This is a genomic window from Yeosuana aromativorans, assembly GCF_014646655.1.
Lineage (GTDB): Bacteria > Bacteroidota > Bacteroidia > Flavobacteriales > Flavobacteriaceae > Yeosuana > Yeosuana aromativorans.
In genome coordinates, this window is sequence record NZ_BMNR01000005.1 from 186123 (window position 1) to 206250 (window position 20128).

At 33.3% G+C, this 20128-nt stretch carries 18 protein-coding genes; 4 read left to right on the forward strand and 14 right to left on the reverse strand.

Annotation, left to right across the window (positions count from 1 at the left end):
* Positions 1–5: 5 nt before the first annotated feature.
* The 6 genes from IEW94_RS12155 to IEW94_RS12180 all read right to left on the reverse strand — a co-directional run bounded on the left by IEW94_RS12155 (position 6) and on the right by IEW94_RS12180 (position 6623).
* The gene (locus IEW94_RS12155) at positions 6–1214 is read right to left on the reverse strand and encodes a GNAT family N-acetyltransferase (protein WP_188653414.1); all 1209 of its coding nucleotides are present in this window, start codon (positions 1212–1214) and stop codon (positions 6–8) included.
* Between the two features lie 89 nt (positions 1215–1303).
* Positions 1304–2335, reverse strand: coding sequence for a GNAT family N-acetyltransferase (locus IEW94_RS12160; protein ID WP_188653416.1), 1032 nt, complete (start codon positions 2333–2335; stop codon positions 1304–1306).
* Positions 2336–2515: 180 nt separating this feature from the next.
* Positions 2516–3571 (reverse strand): hypothetical protein, encoded by a 1056-nt coding sequence (locus IEW94_RS12165; protein WP_188653418.1) that lies wholly within the window; start codon positions 3569–3571, stop codon positions 2516–2518.
* Between the two features lie 2 nt (positions 3572–3573).
* On the reverse strand, positions 3574–4185 hold the full coding sequence (locus IEW94_RS12170) for a sugar transferase (protein WP_188653732.1): 612 nt from the start codon (positions 4183–4185) through the stop codon (positions 3574–3576).
* Between the two features lie 13 nt (positions 4186–4198).
* On the reverse strand, positions 4199–5395 hold the full coding sequence (locus tag IEW94_RS12175; RefSeq protein WP_188653420.1) for a glycosyltransferase family 4 protein: 1197 nt from the start codon (positions 5393–5395) through the stop codon (positions 4199–4201).
* A gap of 478 nt (positions 5396–5873) precedes the next feature.
* Positions 5874–6623, reverse strand: coding sequence for a hypothetical protein (locus IEW94_RS12180; protein WP_188653422.1), 750 nt, complete (start codon positions 6621–6623; stop codon positions 5874–5876).
* A gap of 987 nt (positions 6624–7610) precedes the next feature.
* Between IEW94_RS12180 and IEW94_RS12185 the strand changes: the two genes are divergently transcribed.
* Positions 7611–7904: a GIY-YIG nuclease family protein gene (locus IEW94_RS12185; RefSeq protein ID WP_188653424.1), complete on the forward strand. Its 294-nt coding sequence runs from the start codon at positions 7611–7613 to the stop codon at positions 7902–7904.
* Between the two features lie 681 nt (positions 7905–8585).
* On the forward strand, positions 8586–8798 hold the full coding sequence (locus IEW94_RS12190; RefSeq protein ID WP_188653425.1) for a hypothetical protein: 213 nt from the start codon (positions 8586–8588) through the stop codon (positions 8796–8798).
* Positions 8799–8820: 22 nt separating this feature from the next.
* On the opposite strand, the gene IEW94_RS12195 is transcribed toward IEW94_RS12190, so the two are convergent.
* Positions 8821–9828: a glycosyltransferase family 2 protein gene (locus tag IEW94_RS12195; RefSeq protein WP_188653427.1), complete on the reverse strand. Its 1008-nt coding sequence runs from the start codon at positions 9826–9828 to the stop codon at positions 8821–8823.
* A 452-nt stretch (positions 9829–10280) separates the two neighbouring features.
* Here IEW94_RS12195 and IEW94_RS12200 point away from each other — a divergent pair, with 452 nt between their 5' ends.
* Positions 10281–12272: a right-handed parallel beta-helix repeat-containing protein gene (locus tag IEW94_RS12200; RefSeq protein ID WP_188653429.1), complete on the forward strand. Its 1992-nt coding sequence runs from the start codon at positions 10281–10283 to the stop codon at positions 12270–12272.
* A 259-nt stretch (positions 12273–12531) separates the two neighbouring features.
* Positions 12532–13383, forward strand: coding sequence for an ATP-grasp fold amidoligase family protein (locus tag IEW94_RS12205; RefSeq protein ID WP_188653431.1), 852 nt, complete (start codon positions 12532–12534; stop codon positions 13381–13383).
* A gap of 4 nt (positions 13384–13387) precedes the next feature.
* On the opposite strand, the gene IEW94_RS12210 is transcribed toward IEW94_RS12205, so the two are convergent.
* From IEW94_RS12210 to IEW94_RS12240, 7 genes are all read right to left on the reverse strand, one after another.
* Positions 13388–14113 (reverse strand): DUF2334 domain-containing protein, encoded by a 726-nt coding sequence (locus tag IEW94_RS12210; RefSeq protein ID WP_188653433.1) that lies wholly within the window; start codon positions 14111–14113, stop codon positions 13388–13390.
* A 95-nt stretch (positions 14114–14208) separates the two neighbouring features.
* Positions 14209–15294 (reverse strand): glycosyltransferase, encoded by a 1086-nt coding sequence (locus IEW94_RS12215; RefSeq protein WP_188653435.1) that lies wholly within the window; start codon positions 15292–15294, stop codon positions 14209–14211.
* A complete protein-coding gene (locus IEW94_RS12220; RefSeq protein ID WP_188653437.1) occupies positions 15291–16172 on the reverse strand; it encodes a glycosyltransferase family 2 protein in 882 nt (293 codons plus the stop codon). The genes IEW94_RS12215 and IEW94_RS12220 overlap by 4 nt, the downstream gene beginning before the upstream one ends.
* A 9-nt stretch (positions 16173–16181) precedes the next feature.
* Complete coding sequence (locus tag IEW94_RS12225; protein ID WP_229669516.1) at positions 16182–17219, reverse strand: EpsG family protein; 1038 nt, start codon at positions 17217–17219, stop codon at positions 16182–16184.
* 64 nt (positions 17220–17283) lie between these two features.
* Positions 17284–17601 (reverse strand): serine O-acetyltransferase, encoded by a 318-nt coding sequence (locus IEW94_RS16980; RefSeq protein WP_262890542.1) that lies wholly within the window; start codon positions 17599–17601, stop codon positions 17284–17286.
* Between the two features lie 272 nt (positions 17602–17873).
* Positions 17874–18992, reverse strand: a complete 1119-nt coding sequence (locus IEW94_RS12235) for a glycosyltransferase family 4 protein (protein WP_188653443.1) — start codon at positions 18990–18992, stop codon at positions 17874–17876.
* Positions 18993–18996: 4 nt separating this feature from the next.
* Complete coding sequence (locus IEW94_RS12240) at positions 18997–20109, reverse strand: glycosyltransferase family 4 protein (protein WP_188653445.1); 1113 nt, start codon at positions 20107–20109, stop codon at positions 18997–18999.
* Positions 20110–20128: the final 19 nt, after the last annotated feature.

Here is a 20128-nt window from a genome sequence, read left to right on the forward strand (position 1 = left end):
TTATATTATTCAATATTTTTTGAAACAATTTTTCCCTTTCGGTGTTTTCCAATAATTAAAAAAGTTTCTTTTAAATTATCATTTACAGACAATACTTTAATATCATTGATCGACTCTGAAGAAGTGTATAAAAAATCATAAATTGTGCCTTTTAAAAAAGAATATCTAGGATTTCTAAAATCAATTTCATTCAATTTTAAATTGTTATCAACTTCATTTAATGCTGTTATTTTATAGGTCTCAGTTTTGTTAATATGATTATTATGCCCTTTTAAAAAGTATATGGTTTTATGAAATAATGTATGAATATTTATGTCTCTTAAAAACTGAATTATGCGAAATTTAAAAATAACAATGCTGGCAGTAATTAAACTTACTATTGATTTTGAGTTATAAATAATATGGTATTCAAAATTATATATTGTATTTCCCCACCTTATTTTATAATCATGATCACCCTTTGAAAAATCACATAAATTAATTTTTTCTTTAATGCAGAATTGAAAACGCATTATAATATCAATTAGGCCCACATGAAATTTTGAATAGTCCGAATCAAAAGTCATTAAGGAGTTTGAAAAGATATTTTTTCCAACGTAAGATAGTGTGATAGAAATGGGCACATTATCATCATAAATCACTATTAAAGCTGCTTTTTTTTTAAGTATCATTGGAAATATTAGTTCATACAAGTACTCCCAATTTTTAGGAAACAATGCTTGGTTAATAATTTGTTTGTCGTCTTCCTGTTTTTTCAGTAGCTCCTTAAAACGCTGAAAAATATGTTCATATTCATATTTTGTTATATTTTCTCCAAAATATGTTTCATATTTAATATTAAAACAACACTCTAATTTTTTTTTATATTTTAGAATTCTACTCCTGCTTTTTGAACTAAAATTTCTCCCAATATAAGCTTCATAATTACTGAATCCCTTCAGGTTAGCAAGGTACCCTTTATATTGTCTTACTTTTTTTAATTTTAAAGATGTATTGATTATTGGGGATGTTTCTATATAGTCAGGAACATCCATAATTAACAAAACCTTATTATTAAAATTAGCAGCCTCCAAAATATTTAAAGAATATGAAAGCCCGTTTGTTTGGTTTTTACCTGTGTTGAAATAGATTGGAAATTTTTTATCTTTAATAAAAGTAATGTTTTTTATAAAATCAAAAGATATGGAAGGATTAGAATCATTGAAATGCCTCAACCAAGTTGACACATACGTTTTTGACAAAAAGGGATTATTTTCCATAAATTTACTACTCGTTAATATTTATATATTCTGTTAGAAGCTTGTTAATTTCTAAAAATTATTTTTTCACAACTAGCTTGTCCGTTAATTATAAATGCGTTTTTTTCATTATTAATTTTAAAAACCTTTAGGTTTTCCGAAGACTCAAAATTAAGATATTGAAAATCATAAGCAGGTTTTCTTAAATACGAATACGCTTCTAAATTTAGATTGAGTTTGGTTAAATTCTCTTTGTCAGGAATTTCAGTTAATGTCTCATTTGTATACAAAATATTCTCATTTTTAGTTTTATTCTTAATGAAGTATTTAAGATTATCAAAGAATTTCAGACTATCTTTTCTTTTAAAAAAATCTTTTATACTATATAATTTTAAGATAATAATAACTAAAAGTTTACTTGTTAATGACTTTTTATTATATGTTATGTGATGCTCATATTTTATTTTCTTATTGCACCAGCGATTTTTATATTCTAGTTCACCCCACATTAAATCAAAGATTTTGAAATTATTTGAAAAGCAAAACTCTATTTGTTTAAACATATCAATTTGTCCCAACCAAAATTTGGAATAATCAATATCGTATGATCGAATTAAATGAAGCATGATATTTTGATAATGATAGCTTAAACAAATATCGATAGGTTTCCCATCTGCATAAATAACAAATAAAGACGCTTTTTTTTCCAAAATCTTTTTATATGAAATGGTTTTAATAATATCCCATTTATCTTTAAACGAAAAATCTTGATCTCTTTGATTGAATCTTCTTTTAATAAATAATTCAAATGTAGCATATAGCGATTCATATTCTTGTTTGGAAATGTTGCCATAATAAAATTTATATTCAATATTAAAACATGTTTCTAATCTATGTAATCTTCTTCGCCATTGTGACCTGCTTTTAGGTCCCAATCTATCTTTCATGTAGTCTTCGGCGGTTTTATAACCAACTAGGTTTATTAGAAAATTATCAACCCTATAATATTTTTTTGTAATGTACTTAGGATCTAAATCGGCGGACTTTAGGTCAAAATATGAAGGAATGAATCTAATTTCATGTATGCCAGAACCCATGTTTTTTTCAGTATTGTAACTGGTATTGATTTCATCAGATCCGTCAAGGTTGTTTTTCAGTTGTTTGTAGCAAAGGGGGATTTTATGAAACAGAAAAAAATTCCATAAAAAATGCAATCTGTTTATTGCCAAAAAATGGATTTTCATAAATAATGTGGATTATTGGTTTTTAGTTTTTAATTATGTTTCTTCCTCCAACCAGTTTTGTATGGTTAGCATGATATGTTTCATGTCGTCCATGTTATACCTAAAATCAACATGAATATTCAAAAAATAGCGCCATTGAAACGCCACTTGATTATCGGGCCATAATGTAGAAGGATAAATATCCTGTGACACTAGGTATTGCTTTAACGAATTAAAGATTTCCTCTTCTTTAAACAATAAAAGAAGGCCAAATGCCGTCTTGTTATTTTTTTTGACAATCTTAAAATATTGGTTGTCTTTAATGTTTTCATATAAATAGCCCAGATGTTCCTCTTTATAGCTTAGGGTGTTTGCATTTATGAATGATTCTATAATTGTTTTATGTTCATTAAGCATTTTGGCAAAATCAAAGTAACTGTTCAAGGCTTCTTCAACTTTATAAAACACTGGTAAATAGTTATAATCCTTGTTTGGGCTAGTCCCTTTGATATATTGGGTTTTTAATTGCATGCCCCGTAACATATCGTTCCATATACCATACATGGTTTGATCCTCTATAACAAGCTCTTGTTTGCTAGAAGTCTCCAGGTGGGGCTGCCATGCCACACCTCCTAATGGGATTGGCAAGGATTTTCTCAGGGACACAAAACAATAATCGGCATGACTGTTTAAGCAGGCCTCACTGAGCCAGCCATGGGAATGATCTTCAATAACAACCACGTTTTGGGGCTTATTTTTAATTGACATAGAGCTTAACCCCCAATAATTATTGACCAATACTACGTCTTTGTTGTCCGCAAAACTCCCTATATCAATGGTATCATTCGAAAACTCAAAAGGGTTGATTTCATAGGTTTTTATACCAGAACAACTTTTTTTAATCCAGGCCAAAGTGTGTTGGCAATAATAATTGGGAAACCAAATGGTGTTTATTTTTGTTGTTTTAGCAATGCTGTTAAGAATGCTCAATAAGGCATGTCTTCCTGTATAGTACAAGTTATAATTCAACCGCAAGGGAGCGGCCAGTGACCTCATTTTTTTTGGGTCCTCGTCATGAAAATAGGATCCTATACCTTCTTTTCTAGTCATTTTTATTCGTTTTCACCACCTGTAAACGTAGTCATATTCAAACTTTCAGAGTTATTGACACCCTCTTTAATCAATACCTTTTTTATGGTCAACAATAATATTTTTAAATCGAGCATAAACGATACATGGTCAACATACCAAACATCATACTCAAATTTTTTTACCCATAAAATAGTGTTTCTGCCATTTACCTGTGCCCAACCTGTGATACCCGGTTTGACCTCGTGGCGTCTTTTTTGGGTCTCGTTATAAAGTGGGAGATATTGAACCAACAAGGGACGAGGTCCTATCAAGCTCATGTCTCCTTTTAAGACATTAATTAATTGCAGGATTTCATCCAAGGAATATTTTCTAATGATTGCACCAACTTTGGTCACACGTTGGTCAAAAGGCAAAAACTCACCCTGTTCATCTTTTTTGTCATTCATGGTCTTGAACTTGATCAAATTAAAGATCTTTTCATTTTTACCGGGCCTTTGGTGAATGAAAAACGGTTTTCCCTTGTTGGCAATGGCCAGCCATATAATGGTTATTATGATGATAGGCGATAACATGATTAATCCTACTAAGGCAGCCATAAAATCAATAAGTCGTTTAAAAACACGTGCATACATTCTTGATAGATATTTAGATAGTCGTTTTAAAATTGGGTTCAAGTTTGTTTTCAATTTGTTGGTATTCATTTAACAAGCAATCCCAAACGAATTTACGTTCAAATTTAGAAATAATCATTTCCCTGGATTTTTCTCCCATTATGTGAAGATCTTCTGGGTTCATAGCATATAAACGCTCCATATGGATTATCAAGGACTCGGTATTCTTGACCGGGATGATAAATCCGTTCACGTTGTCTGAAATAATTTCATTGCAACCATTGATGTTAGAGACAATACAAGGCAATTTCATGGCACCGGCCTGCAGCACCACATTGGGAAATCCTTCTCTATAACTTGGAAATACCAAAGCATGTGAAATGGCAAAATACGGTCTCACATCATCTTGCCATCCAACGGGCACAATGTTTTTGTGAGTTTTAATGGTCTCCATCGAGTAGGCACTAATGGGATCCAAAACGGTTTCATACCCCCCAACCAATAACAATTTTGTATGAGGATGCCTTTTGTTTATTTCAACAAAAGCCTTAATGAGCTCATTAATACCCTTATCGGTCACCAACCTGCCAATAAAGACAAAAACAAAATCCTTGTTGGTCAAGCCTAAGTGTTGTTTTAAGGCATTCTTTTCTTGAGAGCTTATTAAATCACTCTCAAAAAAAGAGGTGTCAATTCCATTGGAACTGCCGTTACCTATCACTTTTATTTTGTTTGTATTGGTGAACTTTTCCTCTAAGATAATGTCCTTAAGGCCAAAAGAGTTTGGATAGATTTTGGTAGCACAAGCGTAGGTTATCTTTTCAACTTGATTCAATAAAATTCTTTTAAGGCCCTTGGCCTCCAATAGCGGCAATCCAGCAATGGTGTGAAGTCTATGAGGCACACCAGCCAGTTTTGCGGCCAACATGCTCAAGGTGCCCGCTTTGGGTGTATGTGAGTGAACGATAAATGGTTTTTCGCTTCTAAATATTTTATACAATCTTATAAGGGCCAGAAAGTCTTTTAAGGGCGTAATTTTTCTGGTCATTTCAACAGGGATAACTTCAATTTCTTCGGCATCTGTGAATTTCTTTAAAAAATCATATTCGTTGGGTGAGGTAATTCCAATAACCTCATAGTAACGTTTCATGAAGGTTAATTGCCCTGATAGTAGCCCTATAAGTGAGCTAGGAACCGTTGTGACGCGAATGAGTTTCTTTTTGGATGTCATTTGAGATTTGGTTAGTAAGCATTTTTAGACAAATATAGAAAAGGAAATGATTAGCCAATTATAAAGTCTTCTTAATACCTTTTTTTTGGATGAATGGTGGCTGGCTGTTAGCTATTGGGTTTTCGCCGTTGGTTGTTGGTGGTTTTAAAGATTGCTTCGCTTTGCTAGCAATGACGGTAGATGGATGGTTAGGTATGAAAGGTTATACTTTAAAGGTCGCCAGATTCTAGATTGCTTCGCTTTGCTCGCAATGACGAGTGGATGGATTGTTTGACAGTTAGATCCGTTAGACTATTAGATTTTTAGACTATTAGATTGTCAGATTGTTAGATTATTTTTAATATTTGGAATTTATAAATGCCCTGCATAAGCTTTCCCTAGATTCAATTTCAAAATAATTGTTTAAAAAAGCAAAGCCCTAACCTAATTGCTTACGTGTTGCTTGGTTAAGGCCTTTGTGATCTACTCAGGCTATTGATCAAAGAATTTCCACGATATGCAGTACGTTAAATGTGCCATTGTTTAACATGTACTGTACCCCATTGATTTCCTGATAGAAGGTCATTTTCATAATAAACAGGTTTTGACCTGTTCCAGTTGGCAGGGCAGGGGGTGTCATTGTTACATCTACCAGGCTCCCATTTATTGGTAGATTGACCTCAGGGCTTATCTGTACGTCTTTTTCACCTGTAACAAAATCGAGATTTAAAATCCCAGAACTGAAGCTTACATGGGTAGCTCCACCAGGAGCATTCATTTGTTGCATGGGGTTAAAATCAGTAATGGTCACCTCACCTGTTGTAGTGTTCAATTGGTAATCGGCCAAAAGCACGCCTTTTAACTTGGCGTTGCTGTTAAAATCAAATTCTTTTAAAATGGATTTGCCCTCAGGTGTTGTTAAGCCAATTCCAACCTGCCTGCTTCCCCTTACAGAGGTACTGTCGGTATTTTTAATTTGTGACAGGATTTTCATCATGCGTGCCGTCAGGGTTCGGTCTTTTACATCCGCTAGCATGGGTGTAAGGGCTTGCCTGAACACTTTTCCGCTTTTGGCTATGTGTCCAAACTCTGAGCCATTTTCACGGGTCCGGATGAATGCTGGGTCATTTTCAATGCGGTTTTTTGATACACCTCCTTTGGTACGTACCAAATAACCGTCTTTTCCTTTGTAGAAGGTCATTCCATCCAGGGTTCCTTCAATTTTGATAAGGCTTTTTAACTTTGCCATGGTTTGTTGTTTTTATGAGTCTTTACTATTTTTTTAAGACTCGGTTACTATTAATCGTTTTTGTAAACAGGATGGTTTAAATTCTAAATGAGCTCCTTTAGATTTTACCTATCACTGAATGACCTTTCAAAAGTATATAAGGGTTAAAACTGTTGGTGTTTGTTTTTCTGCTTTTAGTATTAACTAGCTGTTTTAGTTTAAAATGATTGGATTTTTAGTACTATCTATTTTATTAACAGTATTGTAGTTTTTGCAGTTTTTTATACTATCTATACTATTTTATAGATTGTATAGGTTCTGTATATTTAACAGTCCCATACTTTATCCATACAGTATCTATGGAGTATCTATGAAGCATCTATGCTGTTGGATAAGGAATTGTACCTTCCTGAAATAGCCTTCCAGTCATTTTAGGGTGATTATTACTTGATCGCTTTGACACTCATTGTCACTTTGAGTGGCTCTCAATGCGAAATTCGTTTCAAGGATTTTATTCGAGATGACAAGTTGTGAAAAGTGAGTCGTGAATGGTGGATGGCTGTTAGCTGTTGGCTGCTAGCCTTTGGCGGTTTTAAAGATTGCCTTGCTGAACTAGCATTATGTTGTTTTTCGTTTATGCGTTTATGCGTTGATGTGTTTATGACTGTTCTCGATACTATTTTCTTCGTAAATCACTCGAACTGACACGTGGTGAAAGGTGAAAAGTGGATAGTGAGCTGAAGTTTGACGAGATTGCTTCGCTTTGCTCGCAATGACGAGTGGGTGGGCAGGTGTGATAGGTGAATGGTTCTCGATACAATTTTCTGTCGAAAATCACTCGAACTGACATTTTTCTTGTTTTACGTTTATTCGGTTATAAATGTTCTTGATACAATTTTCCTGCTTTGAATGACTCGAACTGACAAAGATGCACTGATTGTCACTTCGAGTGGATTTGTGAAGCGTTAGCGAACAAATTTGTATCGAGAAGTATTTTATATTTAATGTATGAAAACATATTACGTTTATATCTTAAAATGTTCAGATAACACCTATTACACAGGAATCACCTCAAATCTCGATAAAAGAGTCATTGAACATAACTCTGGCAAACACAAAGATAGCTATACCCATTCAAGAAGACCGGTTTCATTGGTTTTTTATGCTGAATTTACGGAGCCAACAAAAGCAATTGAAACAGAAAAGCAAATTAAGAAATGGTCAAAGGCAAAAATAGAGGCCCTGATTAATAATGAGTTTGAAATGCTAGCAAATCTTTCAAAGAAAAAATTTAAACCGTAATTGTTCTCGATACATTTTTCTATCGAAAATCACTCGAACTGACACGTGGTGAATGGTGAAAAGTTAGACTTTTTAGATTGTTAGATGATTAGATTTTTAGACCATGGATTAGTTCACGTAATTTTAAGGTATTCGTCACTGCGAGACGCCTGCGGAGTGGCAGTCTGTTTGTTTGGAGGCTTCTCTACAGAGATTACTTCAGTCGTTTCTCCTTCGTAATGACGGGGGTTGTGAGGAGTGAGTGGTTATGCTTTAGGTCACCAGATTCTAGATTGCTTCGCTTTGCTCGCAATGACGGTAGGTGGGTGGTGTAGATGGTGAATAGCTAGTTGTGAGAGGTTAGATTTTATTTTTTTAGATTATATAGTTTGGCTTGATAAAATCAAGGTGGAGCCTCAAATAGCTCTTGTTTTGATAAAAATACTATTATAACTGTGTGAATATGCCTTTTTTTTTACTTTATAACAAATTGATAGACAGAATTTTTAATGATTCTATTTTATTTGTTTGCCTAACTAAACACCAAAATTGTTAACAACATTTTTAATAACTCATTTGGCTTCTTTTCATAGCATTTTAATAGTTGCTTATTTTTGATTTATCAACTAATTATAACTTTATGAAAGGCGATTTTAAAACTATAAGAACCGTGTTTAAAAAACACCAATTGTATTTTAATTTATGTATCGATATTGTATTTACCCGAAAGAAATCGCCATCATTTTAGGCAAAAGTTATACCCATTCCTGTCAGTTAGTCAGAACCATCAAGGACGCTCATGGTAAATCTTCACACCAGCCCATTACCATCAAAGAATTTTGCGATTATATGGATTTGCCTTATGAAGATATCTTTAATATGATAAATGGTCACCATAATCGTCATGCCTCCTAAGATTATTAACATATATAACATGTTATTTATTAAAGCACTTATGCTTAATTCTTAATATCAACATAAAAAGAATCAATGCTATTTTTTTGTTGATAATAAAGGTCAGAACCCTGTACCTTATACCATTATAATCATCCCCAATAAAGTTTTTCAACGGATATACTTGAAGCGCTTTCGCTTTTTTTACAAAACCATTTAATTGCGTAAATGACACATTGGATTTTGGAAATCTCATCAATAAAAAGAAAAGGTAGCTTTCTTGTCTAGACTTCAACCTCTTTAAGCAATCTTTATCCGTAATCCCATTTGTTAAGTCTGACAATTTTTCAATAGCAAAAAACATATCGTTTATGTGTTTTGATATGTGTTTCCTTGATTGGTTTTTAGTGATTGAATTGTTGTGTTTTCTGTATCGGTGCGCATCAATAGGCAGGTACAAAAAGCTGTTTGATTTAAGCAGCAATGTTGTTGTTACATAAGAATCTTGCACAAACTTTCTGTCATAAAATTTTATACCGCTGTCTTTAAAAAATGATTTTTTTACAAAATACCACCAAACTTCGGCTTTATAGTTGCTTTCCTTTATGAACTGGATGCCTTTAATGGGTTGGTGACCTTTTGGATTTAGTGTAATTGGTTTGGCTGTATCAAAATCTGAATTAGTCACCACTTGAGAGTCAAAGCCCAACATATCCAGATCATATAACTCTAAGACTTCCAGTAAATTATTCAAAATATTTTTTGATAGATAGTCATCAGAATCAATAAAATACAAGTAGTCCCCTTTAGCAGATGCCACACCAGTGTTGCGAGCAGCTCCATTTCCCATATTATCCTGGTTAATCAAAGTAATATTCTTGTATGCTTCACAAAATGAGCGCACAATTTTCTCACTACCATCGGTAGAGCCATCATTAACGACAATTAGTTCGTAATTATCATAAGGTGTATTTTGGTTCAAAAGACTTTCTATACACTTTGAAATAAATTTTTCAGAATTGTACAGTGGAATAATAATGCTCAGTTTCATGTTAATTTGCGTCAAAATAGCTAATTTAAATTTATTTATATGAATGGAACAAAAAAATAGTCAAATTGATTATTATTAAGTTTATTTACTAGTCATACGATCATCTTTATAGTTTTTAATTATTAAAATCCAATCAACTATTATACTTTGTGTCAGTCTATTATTATTTTTTTTTGAGTTATTACAAGTTATTAACAATTTGATTGTAAGTTGATTATTCCTTTTATTTTTGCATTTCAAAATTAAAACATCCAAGAGTCTCATTTTGGCGTATATAACCATAATTATTAAATTAAAAACACTTTTATCGATACAAAATTACTTTTAAACGATTTTTTTTGGATATTCAAATTGTATTTCATCGAAAAAACAAATCACTTTAGCGATAATTTTAAATTAATTTTTTAACATTGTACCCAATATCAATAACCCCTCCCCAAATTGAGAACTTTATGAAGACTGTTTTTAAACCTATGCTGATTGTCTTAGCCTTAGTAGCTACATTTTTATCCTGTAACAAAGAAGAAGTTTTTGTGGATCCAGCGGTTAATACCCCAGTGGATACGACCACCCCAACTGATTCTACAAACACTGATGGTACTACGCCACCAGAAGATACTGTTGACCCCGTTGTGGATGCTTCAACTCCTTGCGATTTCACGCTGGATGGGGTGCAATCCGGCGACACTGTTGTGATTGACTGCGTATTGGATTTACAAGGCCAAACCGTTAATCTGCCTCCTAATGTGACTATTGTATATGAAGGAGGCGATATTATCAATGGTACTCTTAATTTTGCGGACAACTCAGTGATTTCTGGTGAATTATTAAACGCCAGCGTATCACTTAGCGGTTCCACACCGCAACTTAAGGATCCTACGTTTGAATTTGACCCACAGCGCTGGGGCATTGTGGAAGGCGTTACCACCTCGGAGATAGCACTTAACAACCGTAACATTTTGGAATCTATGATGTTGCAAGCAAAAGACTTAGGAGTCAATACCTTTAAAATTGATAAACTGGATGCTTATTTTGAAGTTTCAAAAGTAACCAGTACCACCTCAAACCAAAATTATTATCCCAGTGTAGAAGCTATCAATGTGCCGTCTGATTTTAACTTAATTATGACCGACAATACATTTTTAAGAGTACAACCCAATGCTCAAAATGATTATGTGTTGTTGGCCATTAGAAATGCCTCTAATGTTAGGGTAGAAGGTGGTAACTTATTTGGAGATCGCGATAAACACGATGATAGCCAAACAACCGGTAACTCGGGCCATGTCATCATGATTCACGGAGGAGATAACGTTGATATTGATGGTGTCACAATGAAGAATGGAACTGGAGATGGAATTGATATCAATAGTTTAAATTTTACGTTTCAATCAAATTATATACCTTCTAATAACATACGAATTACCAATTGTGTGTTTGATAATAACCGACGCAACAATATGTCCATCACCGATGGGTTTAATATTTTGGTGGATGGCAACACCTTTTTAAATGCGGGTGCTGATAATCCAAACTCTTTAGGTGTAAGACCTGGTTGGGCTATTGATGTGGAAGCTGTTAGAGGAAAAGAAAACGGTCAGTATATTTATTACGAAAAAGCCTATGACATCACCATTAGTAACAATATAGAAAAAGGCAGTAAATATGGTGCCTTTATTGTGGCCATTGGTGAAAAAACGACTATAAGTAATAACACTACCGAAAAAGGAATCGCCATAGGGGATGCTTCAGACGTAAAAATTATAGGAAACACCATTTCTAGACCAACTAGTACTAGCGGAACTGGTATTGTGACTGGACACCCAGATTCATTAACCACGTTTAACAATGTGGTTTCAGGAAATACCATTTCTGGTTACAATACGGGTATTGCCGTGTACCAACGTGATACTGAAATATTTGACAATGTCATTAGTGATTTTGCCATTGGTATTTTACCCAAAACCAGTAAAAACATCAATATTTACGGAAATAAATTAAGTAGTAACAGATCTGGAAGTTACGGTATTTTTGCCAATGTAACTTCTCTGGATAATTATAACATCTATGATAATGACATTACCGATGTAGATAGAGAGTCTATCAATTTCGTGATGGTTAATACTGGTGCTGACAGTGCCAATTACGTCATAAACGTTAAAAATAATTTACTGCATAACAATAAAGTGACATTTGAACGATCAAATGGTATTAATTTTACAGGAAATGATTCAGAATATGTGTCATTGGTAAGCGTTGATAGGGTTTCTGTATCTAATAATGTCATTCATTCAAGCAGTAATCATGGTGTTGAAATACAAAGCGGTTGCAGTAATCTAACCGTTGCAAATAACAACATATCAGTTCCTGCTACTAGGCAATGTGTGTACCAAAGCTCAACAGATGGCGTTAATATTAATATATCAGGTAACACCTGTAACAATTAGTTTTTAGTTGGCAATAATATAATTGTCAGAAAATTACAATTAAAAGCTCGATTATTTTGTGTAATCGAGCTTTTTTGATATATTTGAGTTCCCTTCCTAATTAGGTAAAATGAGTTTTCAATAAAGACCATTTTATTTGGTTATTTTCCCTGATTTATCTAATAGCACATCACTTTTACAATTGCTTTTTTATTGTTAGGTATCTTATAATTAAAAGGCGTGTATTTGAATACGGAATATTAAATAAATCTTTTAGAAAATGAAATCTTTTTTATGGTACAGTGCCAAAGTTGCTTTAGCAACAATCAATCCTGAAATTTATGTTAAAAACCGCTTTAAGGCCAACTTAGGCTATACGCCAAATTTTAAAAACCCAAAAACACATAATGAGCGCATGGCCAAAAGACGGTTTGATTATACTGAGAAAATGACCCGTTTCTCTGATAAGATAGCAGTTAGAAAACATGTTTCTGATATAATTGGTGAAGACTATTTGGTGCCCCTGTTATTTAAAATGGAATCGCTTACCAAAGCTATTTATGACCAACTGCCCAACCGTTTTGTTATCAAGGCTAATCATGGTAGTGGCTTTAACTTAATAGTAAAAGACAAATCGGAATATAGTTTTGAGACGTTAAAACAAATTACCGATAAATGGCTAAATACAAAATATCACTTAATTGGTATGGAGCTACATTATAAAAACATCAAAGCCAGACTTTTAGTTGAAGAATTACTTTTAGACCAACAAGGCAAGGTACCTAAAGACTATAAGTTTTATTGTTTTAAAAATAAAATTTATTTAGGGGTATTTGTAGATAGATTTGTTGATTTAAAAGCGGCATATTTTGATGAAAAATGGCAGAATATCGAATATCCATTTTCATCTAACATGATTGCTGATAGTTCTAAAATTAAAAAACCAAAAAATTTTAATGAGATGATTGAGGTAGTAAAAAAATTATCACAACCCTTTGATTTTGTTCGAATGGATCTATATTCGGTAAACAACAACATTTATTTTGGAGAATATACCTTTACGCCAAGTGGTGGTTATTTCGTATTTAAAGATTATGCTAAAGATTTGGAGTGGGGCACGTACTGGGAATAAAATATTATCTAAACAATTTTCTAAACTTAAAATAGGCAAAAGACAATAGCTTATCAAACCATGTTTTAGGTTTAACCTGTTTTAAATTTAATTCGTTAAACGAAGTAAACTTTGTATGGTTTTTTGATAGGAATCTGTCTAAATGTTCAAAATCTTCATCACACATTGTGTTGGGATGGTAACAAAAGGTAAAGAGTCCAGGTAACCATATACTTCTCACGGCACCTATTTGTTGTGGAATAAAGGTAAAACCGTGTTTTTTATAAGGAAATAGGGCCATGGTATCTGAAATGATTCTAATGTTGCTTTTACTTTTTAAAGCCTCCAAGGTGTTTAGGTCAAAGGTATGGCTGGGAGCCACAAATATGCTGGGGTGAAACCCTTTAGCAGCCATTTTTAAAATACCATTTTTAATTTTTTCTTGCTGATCCTTTAGCGGAAGGCCTGCAAACTCAGACCGTTTTTGAATGGGGTTAATGCCACCATCTTTGGTAACATACACATGGTTGTAACCGTGCAATCCTATATTCCAACCTTTTTGTTCCAGTTGCTTGACCCAATCCCAAAACTTTTCATTGTATGGGTCTATTAACTGACCAGAATCCTCATTGTTTGGAATGACAGCAACAAGCGGTTTTACATGATAAGCATCAAAAATTGCTTCAATCTTTAACCAGTTTTTTAAATTCATGGTCTCACAGGCATCATCTAAGCGGATCAGGTATTTCATCTGTTAATTTTTATTGTTTTTCATTGGTCAAATGCAATATTCAAAATAATGATTTTTGGTAGTTTTAAAATTTCACTAATGGATATTTCATGGTTCTATAGGGTTTTATATACTTTTATTAACTTATCTATAGTGCTATCAATACTGTATGCTTCTGCTTTTTTTAAACAATTGTAAACAGTTGTATCGTAATATGATTTGTCTGTTAATAATTTATTTATTTGGGTTGCCAGTTCTACATCATCTTGTATGGGAAACAAAATGCCAGCATGCCTGACCAGTTCTCCCAATCCAGGTGCGTCTGAAGCCATAAACGGTCTTCCGGATGCCATGCCTTCAATAGACGACAGTGAAAGCCCCTCATGCCGTGATGACAGCACAACTATATCAGCCGTTTTTAACAAGGCTGTTACATCCATTCTAATGCCCAAAAAGGCCACTCGGTTTGAGAGTCCCAATGATTTTGCATACGCTTCACACTCGGCTCGCAATGGCCCGTCACCAACAAGTAATAAGGTGATTGTGTCATCTAAGTGTGTTAGGGATTTGATAAGTGTTTTTTGATCTTTGGGATATCTAAAGGAAGCCACTTGTATCAAGATATTTAAATGGCCCTTTAAATGGGGGAAAAAAATCTCTTTTGAGAGGGGTTTGACCTGTTTAATAAGTTCTAAATTGATACCGTTTTGTATGAGTTCAAACTGATTAGTATCAAAATCCAAATGCTTTTTAATATTAAAATCCACTTCTGGTGAAATGGTAATAATTTTTGAGTAATTTGAATACATGATCCGGTCAATCATTTTATAAAACAAATTATGTCTTCTATGGTTTGATGTACTGTGTTCCGTATAAACCAATTTAATATTTGAAAGGCTAATCATTTTTGCAAGGGCTACCCAATACAATGCCGGGAAGATATGAACGTGGATCACATCATATTGTTTAAAGAACCTGATAATTTTAAAAATCAACAAGGGATTATACAAACTTCCCTTTCCTAAGGAAATAATAGTGCAACAATTCTGTTTTTTTAATGCTAACAAAAAAGGATGATCTGTTCCGTTCAAGACGGCCAAATCGGTTTTAATACCTTTTTCATTTAATAACGGTACCGTGTCAAGAACCAATTTTTCAGCGCCGCCAGTAGCTAAACTATTTATTAATTGAAGTACCTTCATTTTCTTATTTTATATAGGATATAGCAGTGAAGCCCAACACCAAAGGGCAATGCCAATAGGGTGATTCCTTTTTTAGGGTTTCCTGAATTAAAAAACCATTTTTTCAAAAACATACAGGATGAAATATAATGCATGGCCCGAGTAAATGTATAATAAAAACTTTTTGAATAGGTCATTTCAACAACTCTAGAGTATAAAAACCCATTGGGACTTTTTTTGTATTGTTTTAAAATGTTGTTGGATGAGCCATCCTCTAAATATTCAATGATACAAAACACTTGATTGGAGCAGATATACTTATATTTTTGGTCTATCATCAAATAAAGCGTTCCCAATGGCACCAAACGTTCATTTTTATAAATAGGATAGGGTGGGAACTCCTTGACCACCTCGGTACGCAACACCACTTTTTTATCTCCTTTTATTTGGTTTTCAATTTCCAGTTCTGATAAGGTGGCATATTTAAATTTATCTGGAATTCTTTCCACAATATGCCCGTCTTTGAAAGCATCTAAACCAATAATGCCTGCTAAATTTTCATTGGGATCCCTGTCTGCCCATATCTTTAAAATATTAGCGACGGCATCATCGGGCATAAAGTCGTCGGAGTCTATACACACATTCAATTCGGTTTCAATCAATGCATACGCCGTATTGTGAGCACCATGCATGCCTTGGTTTTTTTGATACTGGTATTGAATCTCTATGCGCCCCTCTGAAATCCAGGAATCCACAAGATCTTTGGTGCCATCGGTGGAACCATCATCAATAATGAGCCATTTAAAACCTGTATTGGTTTGATTGACCAAACTGTTGTATAATGTTGGCAAGCAAAAGGCCCTATTGAATGTTGGAGTAAATACGGTTAATTTTTTCATCAAAAAGGGTTATTTGTAGTAATAAACATAAAACATGGCGTATGTGAAACCAAAATACAATAAGATAACTCTACCTATCAGGATGTGCTGATTTTTAAAGAATTGCTGTTTTAGCATGGGGTATATGATGACAATGGCCATCATAAACCAGGACAAGTAGGCAAACCGATTTGAAAAACTGGCACGGATGACCAAAATCCAAAACCCATTACAAATTAAATAAGTATTCAGCAGTTGATTATAAAACGTATCATTGAACTTCTTTTTAAAAATAAAATACCAACCCGCAAAAACAGGAAAGGCACTGTAAAATAAAAAATCCCAACGGAATCCGGTACTGGAGAATGTGTCGGCACTTGCTTCACCTGTTAAGTATCCCGTAAGCCGATCATCGCCAAAGCCTAAACTTGTAAAGAGTGTAATCCAGACTGAACCCATAATCAAGGATAGTGGGATACAAGCCAGCCAGCCTTTAAAATACACTTTTGGATTGTTATAAAAAAGCGTAGCAAGATAGGCTAGTATGGGTAATAATGCTGATTTGTGAAATAAGGTTGCCACCAAGAAAAACAGGCCCATGATAATTTTTTTGTCCCGATAGCAAAGCCCCCAAAGAAACAAGGATAAGGCGGCACCATTGCGTACACCATTGACCGCGTAGGTGTAAAACGAAAAGGACACCACAAACATCATAAAGGCATAATACCAATATTTATTGAACACTGTTTTTGAAAGGCGATACATTGGATAGATGTACAAAAACGTACAAATAGTAAAAAACACATGGATGGTAACTAAATGAGACATGATTTTCATAAACACATGCCAATAATAATCGGATTCATTACCAATTTTTCCTCCTAATTGGTATTTTTTAAAAGCATAATTGTAATTAACTGTATCACCAAACACTCCACTTATGGGACGCATGCCTAAATAAAAAATCAAACTAACCAACAGAATATACCCAGCCACTTTAATAAACTTGATGTTCTTTGTATCCTCTAGTCTTAAGGCATAGGTATGTAATATGGTAAATAACACCATAAACAGACAAAAGTTTATGTAGATGTCAAAATAATTTTTTACTGGAATAAAATCAAACATTTGCTTACATATTAGCTTTAATTCGTTTTCCGTTTTGTTTTATGATTCTTGCAGGGTTGCCAACCACCACACAATTATCTGGAATGCTTTTGGTGACTACGGATCCTGCACCAATTTGGCAATTATTACCTATTGTGATATCACCAATGATGATTGCTCCGGTATATACCGATACATTATCTCCTATGGTAGGCTTTTTACCTTCAATTTCCCCTATTGTCACCAAATGGTTCACATAAAAATTTTTGCCTATACTTATGGCATTTAAAACCGTACAATAAGGATGACCAGTGACTATGCCTCCGCCTAATTTAGTGTTCATGTCAATTGTAAAATTATTTTCTTTTCTACAATATATATTTAATACATGCTTAAGAGGAGAGTTTATCCTAAAATAAAAAACAGTTCTAAAATCTTTTGAATGCGTTAAAAAGTGAAGTAGTAACCCAATGTTGCTTTTTTTTATTTTTTTTTCTTCAGACCAACGATTTAAATCCTCATTGATGGTATTTTTATTCTTACTAACCCAATAAAGAATAAGATGTGGCATTAAAAATAATTTATAAAGCCCGAATAGCAATTGTTTCATCTTAATTAATGATTTAATTCTTTAAAAAGTTGTATCCATAGTTCCATGATTGACTCTACTTTAAACTCTTGTGCATGTCTCCTTGCATTACTACCATATTTATTAAGCTCATCAGGATTAGATATCATGTTTAAAATAGATTCAGAAAAACCAATAACATCTTGCATCATAATCAATTTTCCGGCATCTGCTTTTATTATGTTTCTTGGCCCATTTGGACAGTCAAAAGAAATAATTGGTAAGCCACAAGCTTGTGCTTCCAGCAATACCAAAGGAAAGCATTCATTATCAGAAGTCATTACAAAAAGCGATGAATGTAACATTTTATTCTGTATATCGCTTGTAGCACCTTTAAGAAAGACATGATCAGACAATTTTTTTTCTTTTATTTTAGATTGAAGAAATTCTATATAATCTGGTTCACCATTGCCATAAATATGTAGCTGCCATTGTTGGTTTTTTTTATAAACTAACTCCCAAATATCTATCAAGGTATCAAAGCGCTTTACGGGTGCTATCCTTCCGGCCGAAATAACTTTAGGATTTTGCAATGGAGAAACATTCTCTGGATAAAAAGTAAGAGGATTTGGTATTATTTTTATATTATTAGATTTATAATAGTGCGCTTCATCTCTATTTAAAATCACTAATTTATCATATTTGGATTCCACGAAATCAGCAAACTTAAAAAACAGTTTTTTAAAGAAACTGGTTTGGTTTGTTCTTTTATCCACTTCTATAAATTTAGAATAGTGGAATTCCTTGATTTTTGGAATCTTTTTTCTAATAAAAGGTAAAAAATACGTATCAACACTATGACTACAAACCACCACTGTATTGGGGTTAATCGTTTTTAAGGCAGCGTTTATTTTTAGTATATGACTAGGGACTTTAATTAAATTTTTTGGATGAAAATATGATTTGTTTCTGTGATAGTTTATGTTTAAGTCTTTGAATTTAATTAAATCATTAAAGGAATAACAAGATTCATTGTTCTTTTGTTCTGTTGTAATAATATGAATGTCAAAGTTTTTTAATTTAGATAAATAGTTTGCTTTAATGGAAAGCACTCTTTCAATGCCACCATGCCTATAAACCTGATCTATGATAAAAACTATTTTCACAACGCTAACAAATTAGTTTTTTAAATAAAATATCCCACTGCAAAACTATAGCTTCATGTGAAAATCTCATTACATTCTTTTTGGCTTTTGTTCCCATGTTTTGACGCAAAGCTATATCGTCTATAAGTTCCATTACTCTCTGACTTAGGGTGTTAATATCGCCATTTGGCACGAGATAACCATCTATTCCATTTGAAATAATATCGGATGGGCCATAGGGACAATCAAAAGACACACAGGGGACTCCATAAGACATGGCTTCTGTTAAAACCATTCCGAAACCTTCATATCTGGATGACATGATGTAAATAGAAGCGTCTTTGTATTTTTCTCCAATATTTTTTACAGGAGGGAAAAAATGGACGTTTTTATCTATGTTAAGTGACTTGGCCAACTCAGATAATCCTTCCAATTTGTCAATAGTTCCATAAATTTCCAAATCCCAATCAGGAAATTTGCTTAAGACCAATTTCCAACTTTGTAATAACCTGTCAAATCCTTTTTGTCTACAATGTTTTCCAACCGCAATGGCTTTTTTGTTCTTTAACTCAGCGGACTCATTAGGGTAGAAGGAAAGTGGATTTGAAATGACCTGAATGTTCTCTAATGGCCATTCGTTTAGGTTTCCTTTGGTGAGCACCACAAAAGTATCATATGACTTTGCGCCAAAATTCATTAGTGCAAATGTGATTTTTAACTTTATTTTTTGAAGTAATGATATTTCATCAGATTTCACCTCTATGTTTTTTGAAACATGGCGTTCATAAACCATTGGGCAAGGCTTTCCAATGATAACTGGTAGGAGTAAGCCTTTTAAGCCATCATCACATACAGAAATAATATCAGGTTTTACGTTATTGATTATTTTTTTTAATCCTTTTCTATAAGTTAAAAAGTAATTGAGTTTAGAACCTTTTACCGTAAGATCATGATATATTAATTGATTACTAAAGTCGTAAAATAAAGGTGTATCCCCTTGGTTTAGGGTAATGATGTGAATCTGATAATTTAGTTTTTCAGCTAAATAGCTTGCTTTAACAGACAATACACGTTCTAAACCCCCAGAGCCACAAATTTGATTGGTAATATATAATAATTTAATTTTTCTTGACATCATGATTAGAATCTATTTTACT

Bases quoted from the DNA above. Each gene is read 5' to 3' on its own strand.
- IEW94_RS12190 (WP_188653425.1), top strand. From the start codon at position 8,586: ATGTATCGATATTGTATTTACCCGAAAGAAATCGCCATCATTTTAGGC.
- IEW94_RS12185 (WP_188653424.1), top strand. From the start codon at position 7,611: ATGAAAACATATTACGTTTATATCTTAAAATGTTCAGATAACACCTAT.
- IEW94_RS12170 (WP_188653732.1), bottom strand. From the start codon at position 4,185: ATGTATGCACGTGTTTTTAAACGACTTATTGATTTTATGGCTGCCTTA.
- IEW94_RS12215 (WP_188653435.1), bottom strand. From the start codon at position 15,294: ATGAAGGTACTTCAATTAATAAATAGTTTAGCTACTGGCGGCGCTGAA.
- IEW94_RS12205 (WP_188653431.1), top strand. From the start codon at position 12,532: ATGAAATCTTTTTTATGGTACAGTGCCAAAGTTGCTTTAGCAACAATC.
- IEW94_RS12240 (WP_188653445.1), bottom strand. From the start codon at position 20,109: ATGATGTCAAGAAAAATTAAATTATTATATATTACCAATCAAATTTGT.
- IEW94_RS12180 (WP_188653422.1), bottom strand. From the start codon at position 6,623: ATGGCAAAGTTAAAAAGCCTTATCAAAATTGAAGGAACCCTGGATGGA.
- IEW94_RS12160 (WP_188653416.1), bottom strand. From the start codon at position 2,335: ATGGGTTCTGGCATACATGAAATTAGATTCATTCCTTCATATTTTGAC.
- IEW94_RS12175 (WP_188653420.1), bottom strand. From the start codon at position 5,395: ATGACATCCAAAAAGAAACTCATTCGCGTCACAACGGTTCCTAGCTCA.
- IEW94_RS12225 (WP_229669516.1), bottom strand. From the start codon at position 17,219: ATGGTGTTATTTACCATATTACATACCTATGCCTTAAGACTAGAGGAT.
- IEW94_RS12165 (WP_188653418.1), bottom strand. From the start codon at position 3,571: ATGACTAGAAAAGAAGGTATAGGATCCTATTTTCATGACGAGGACCCA.
- IEW94_RS12200 (WP_188653429.1), top strand. From the start codon at position 10,281: ATGAAGACTGTTTTTAAACCTATGCTGATTGTCTTAGCCTTAGTAGCT.
- IEW94_RS12210 (WP_188653433.1), bottom strand. From the start codon at position 14,113: ATGAAATACCTGATCCGCTTAGATGATGCCTGTGAGACCATGAATTTA.
- IEW94_RS16980 (WP_262890542.1), bottom strand. From the start codon at position 17,601: ATGAACACTAAATTAGGCGGAGGCATAGTCACTGGTCATCCTTATTGT.
- IEW94_RS12220 (WP_188653437.1), bottom strand. From the start codon at position 16,172: ATGAAAAAATTAACCGTATTTACTCCAACATTCAATAGGGCCTTTTGC.
- IEW94_RS12195 (WP_188653427.1), bottom strand. From the start codon at position 9,828: ATGAAACTGAGCATTATTATTCCACTGTACAATTCTGAAAAATTTATT.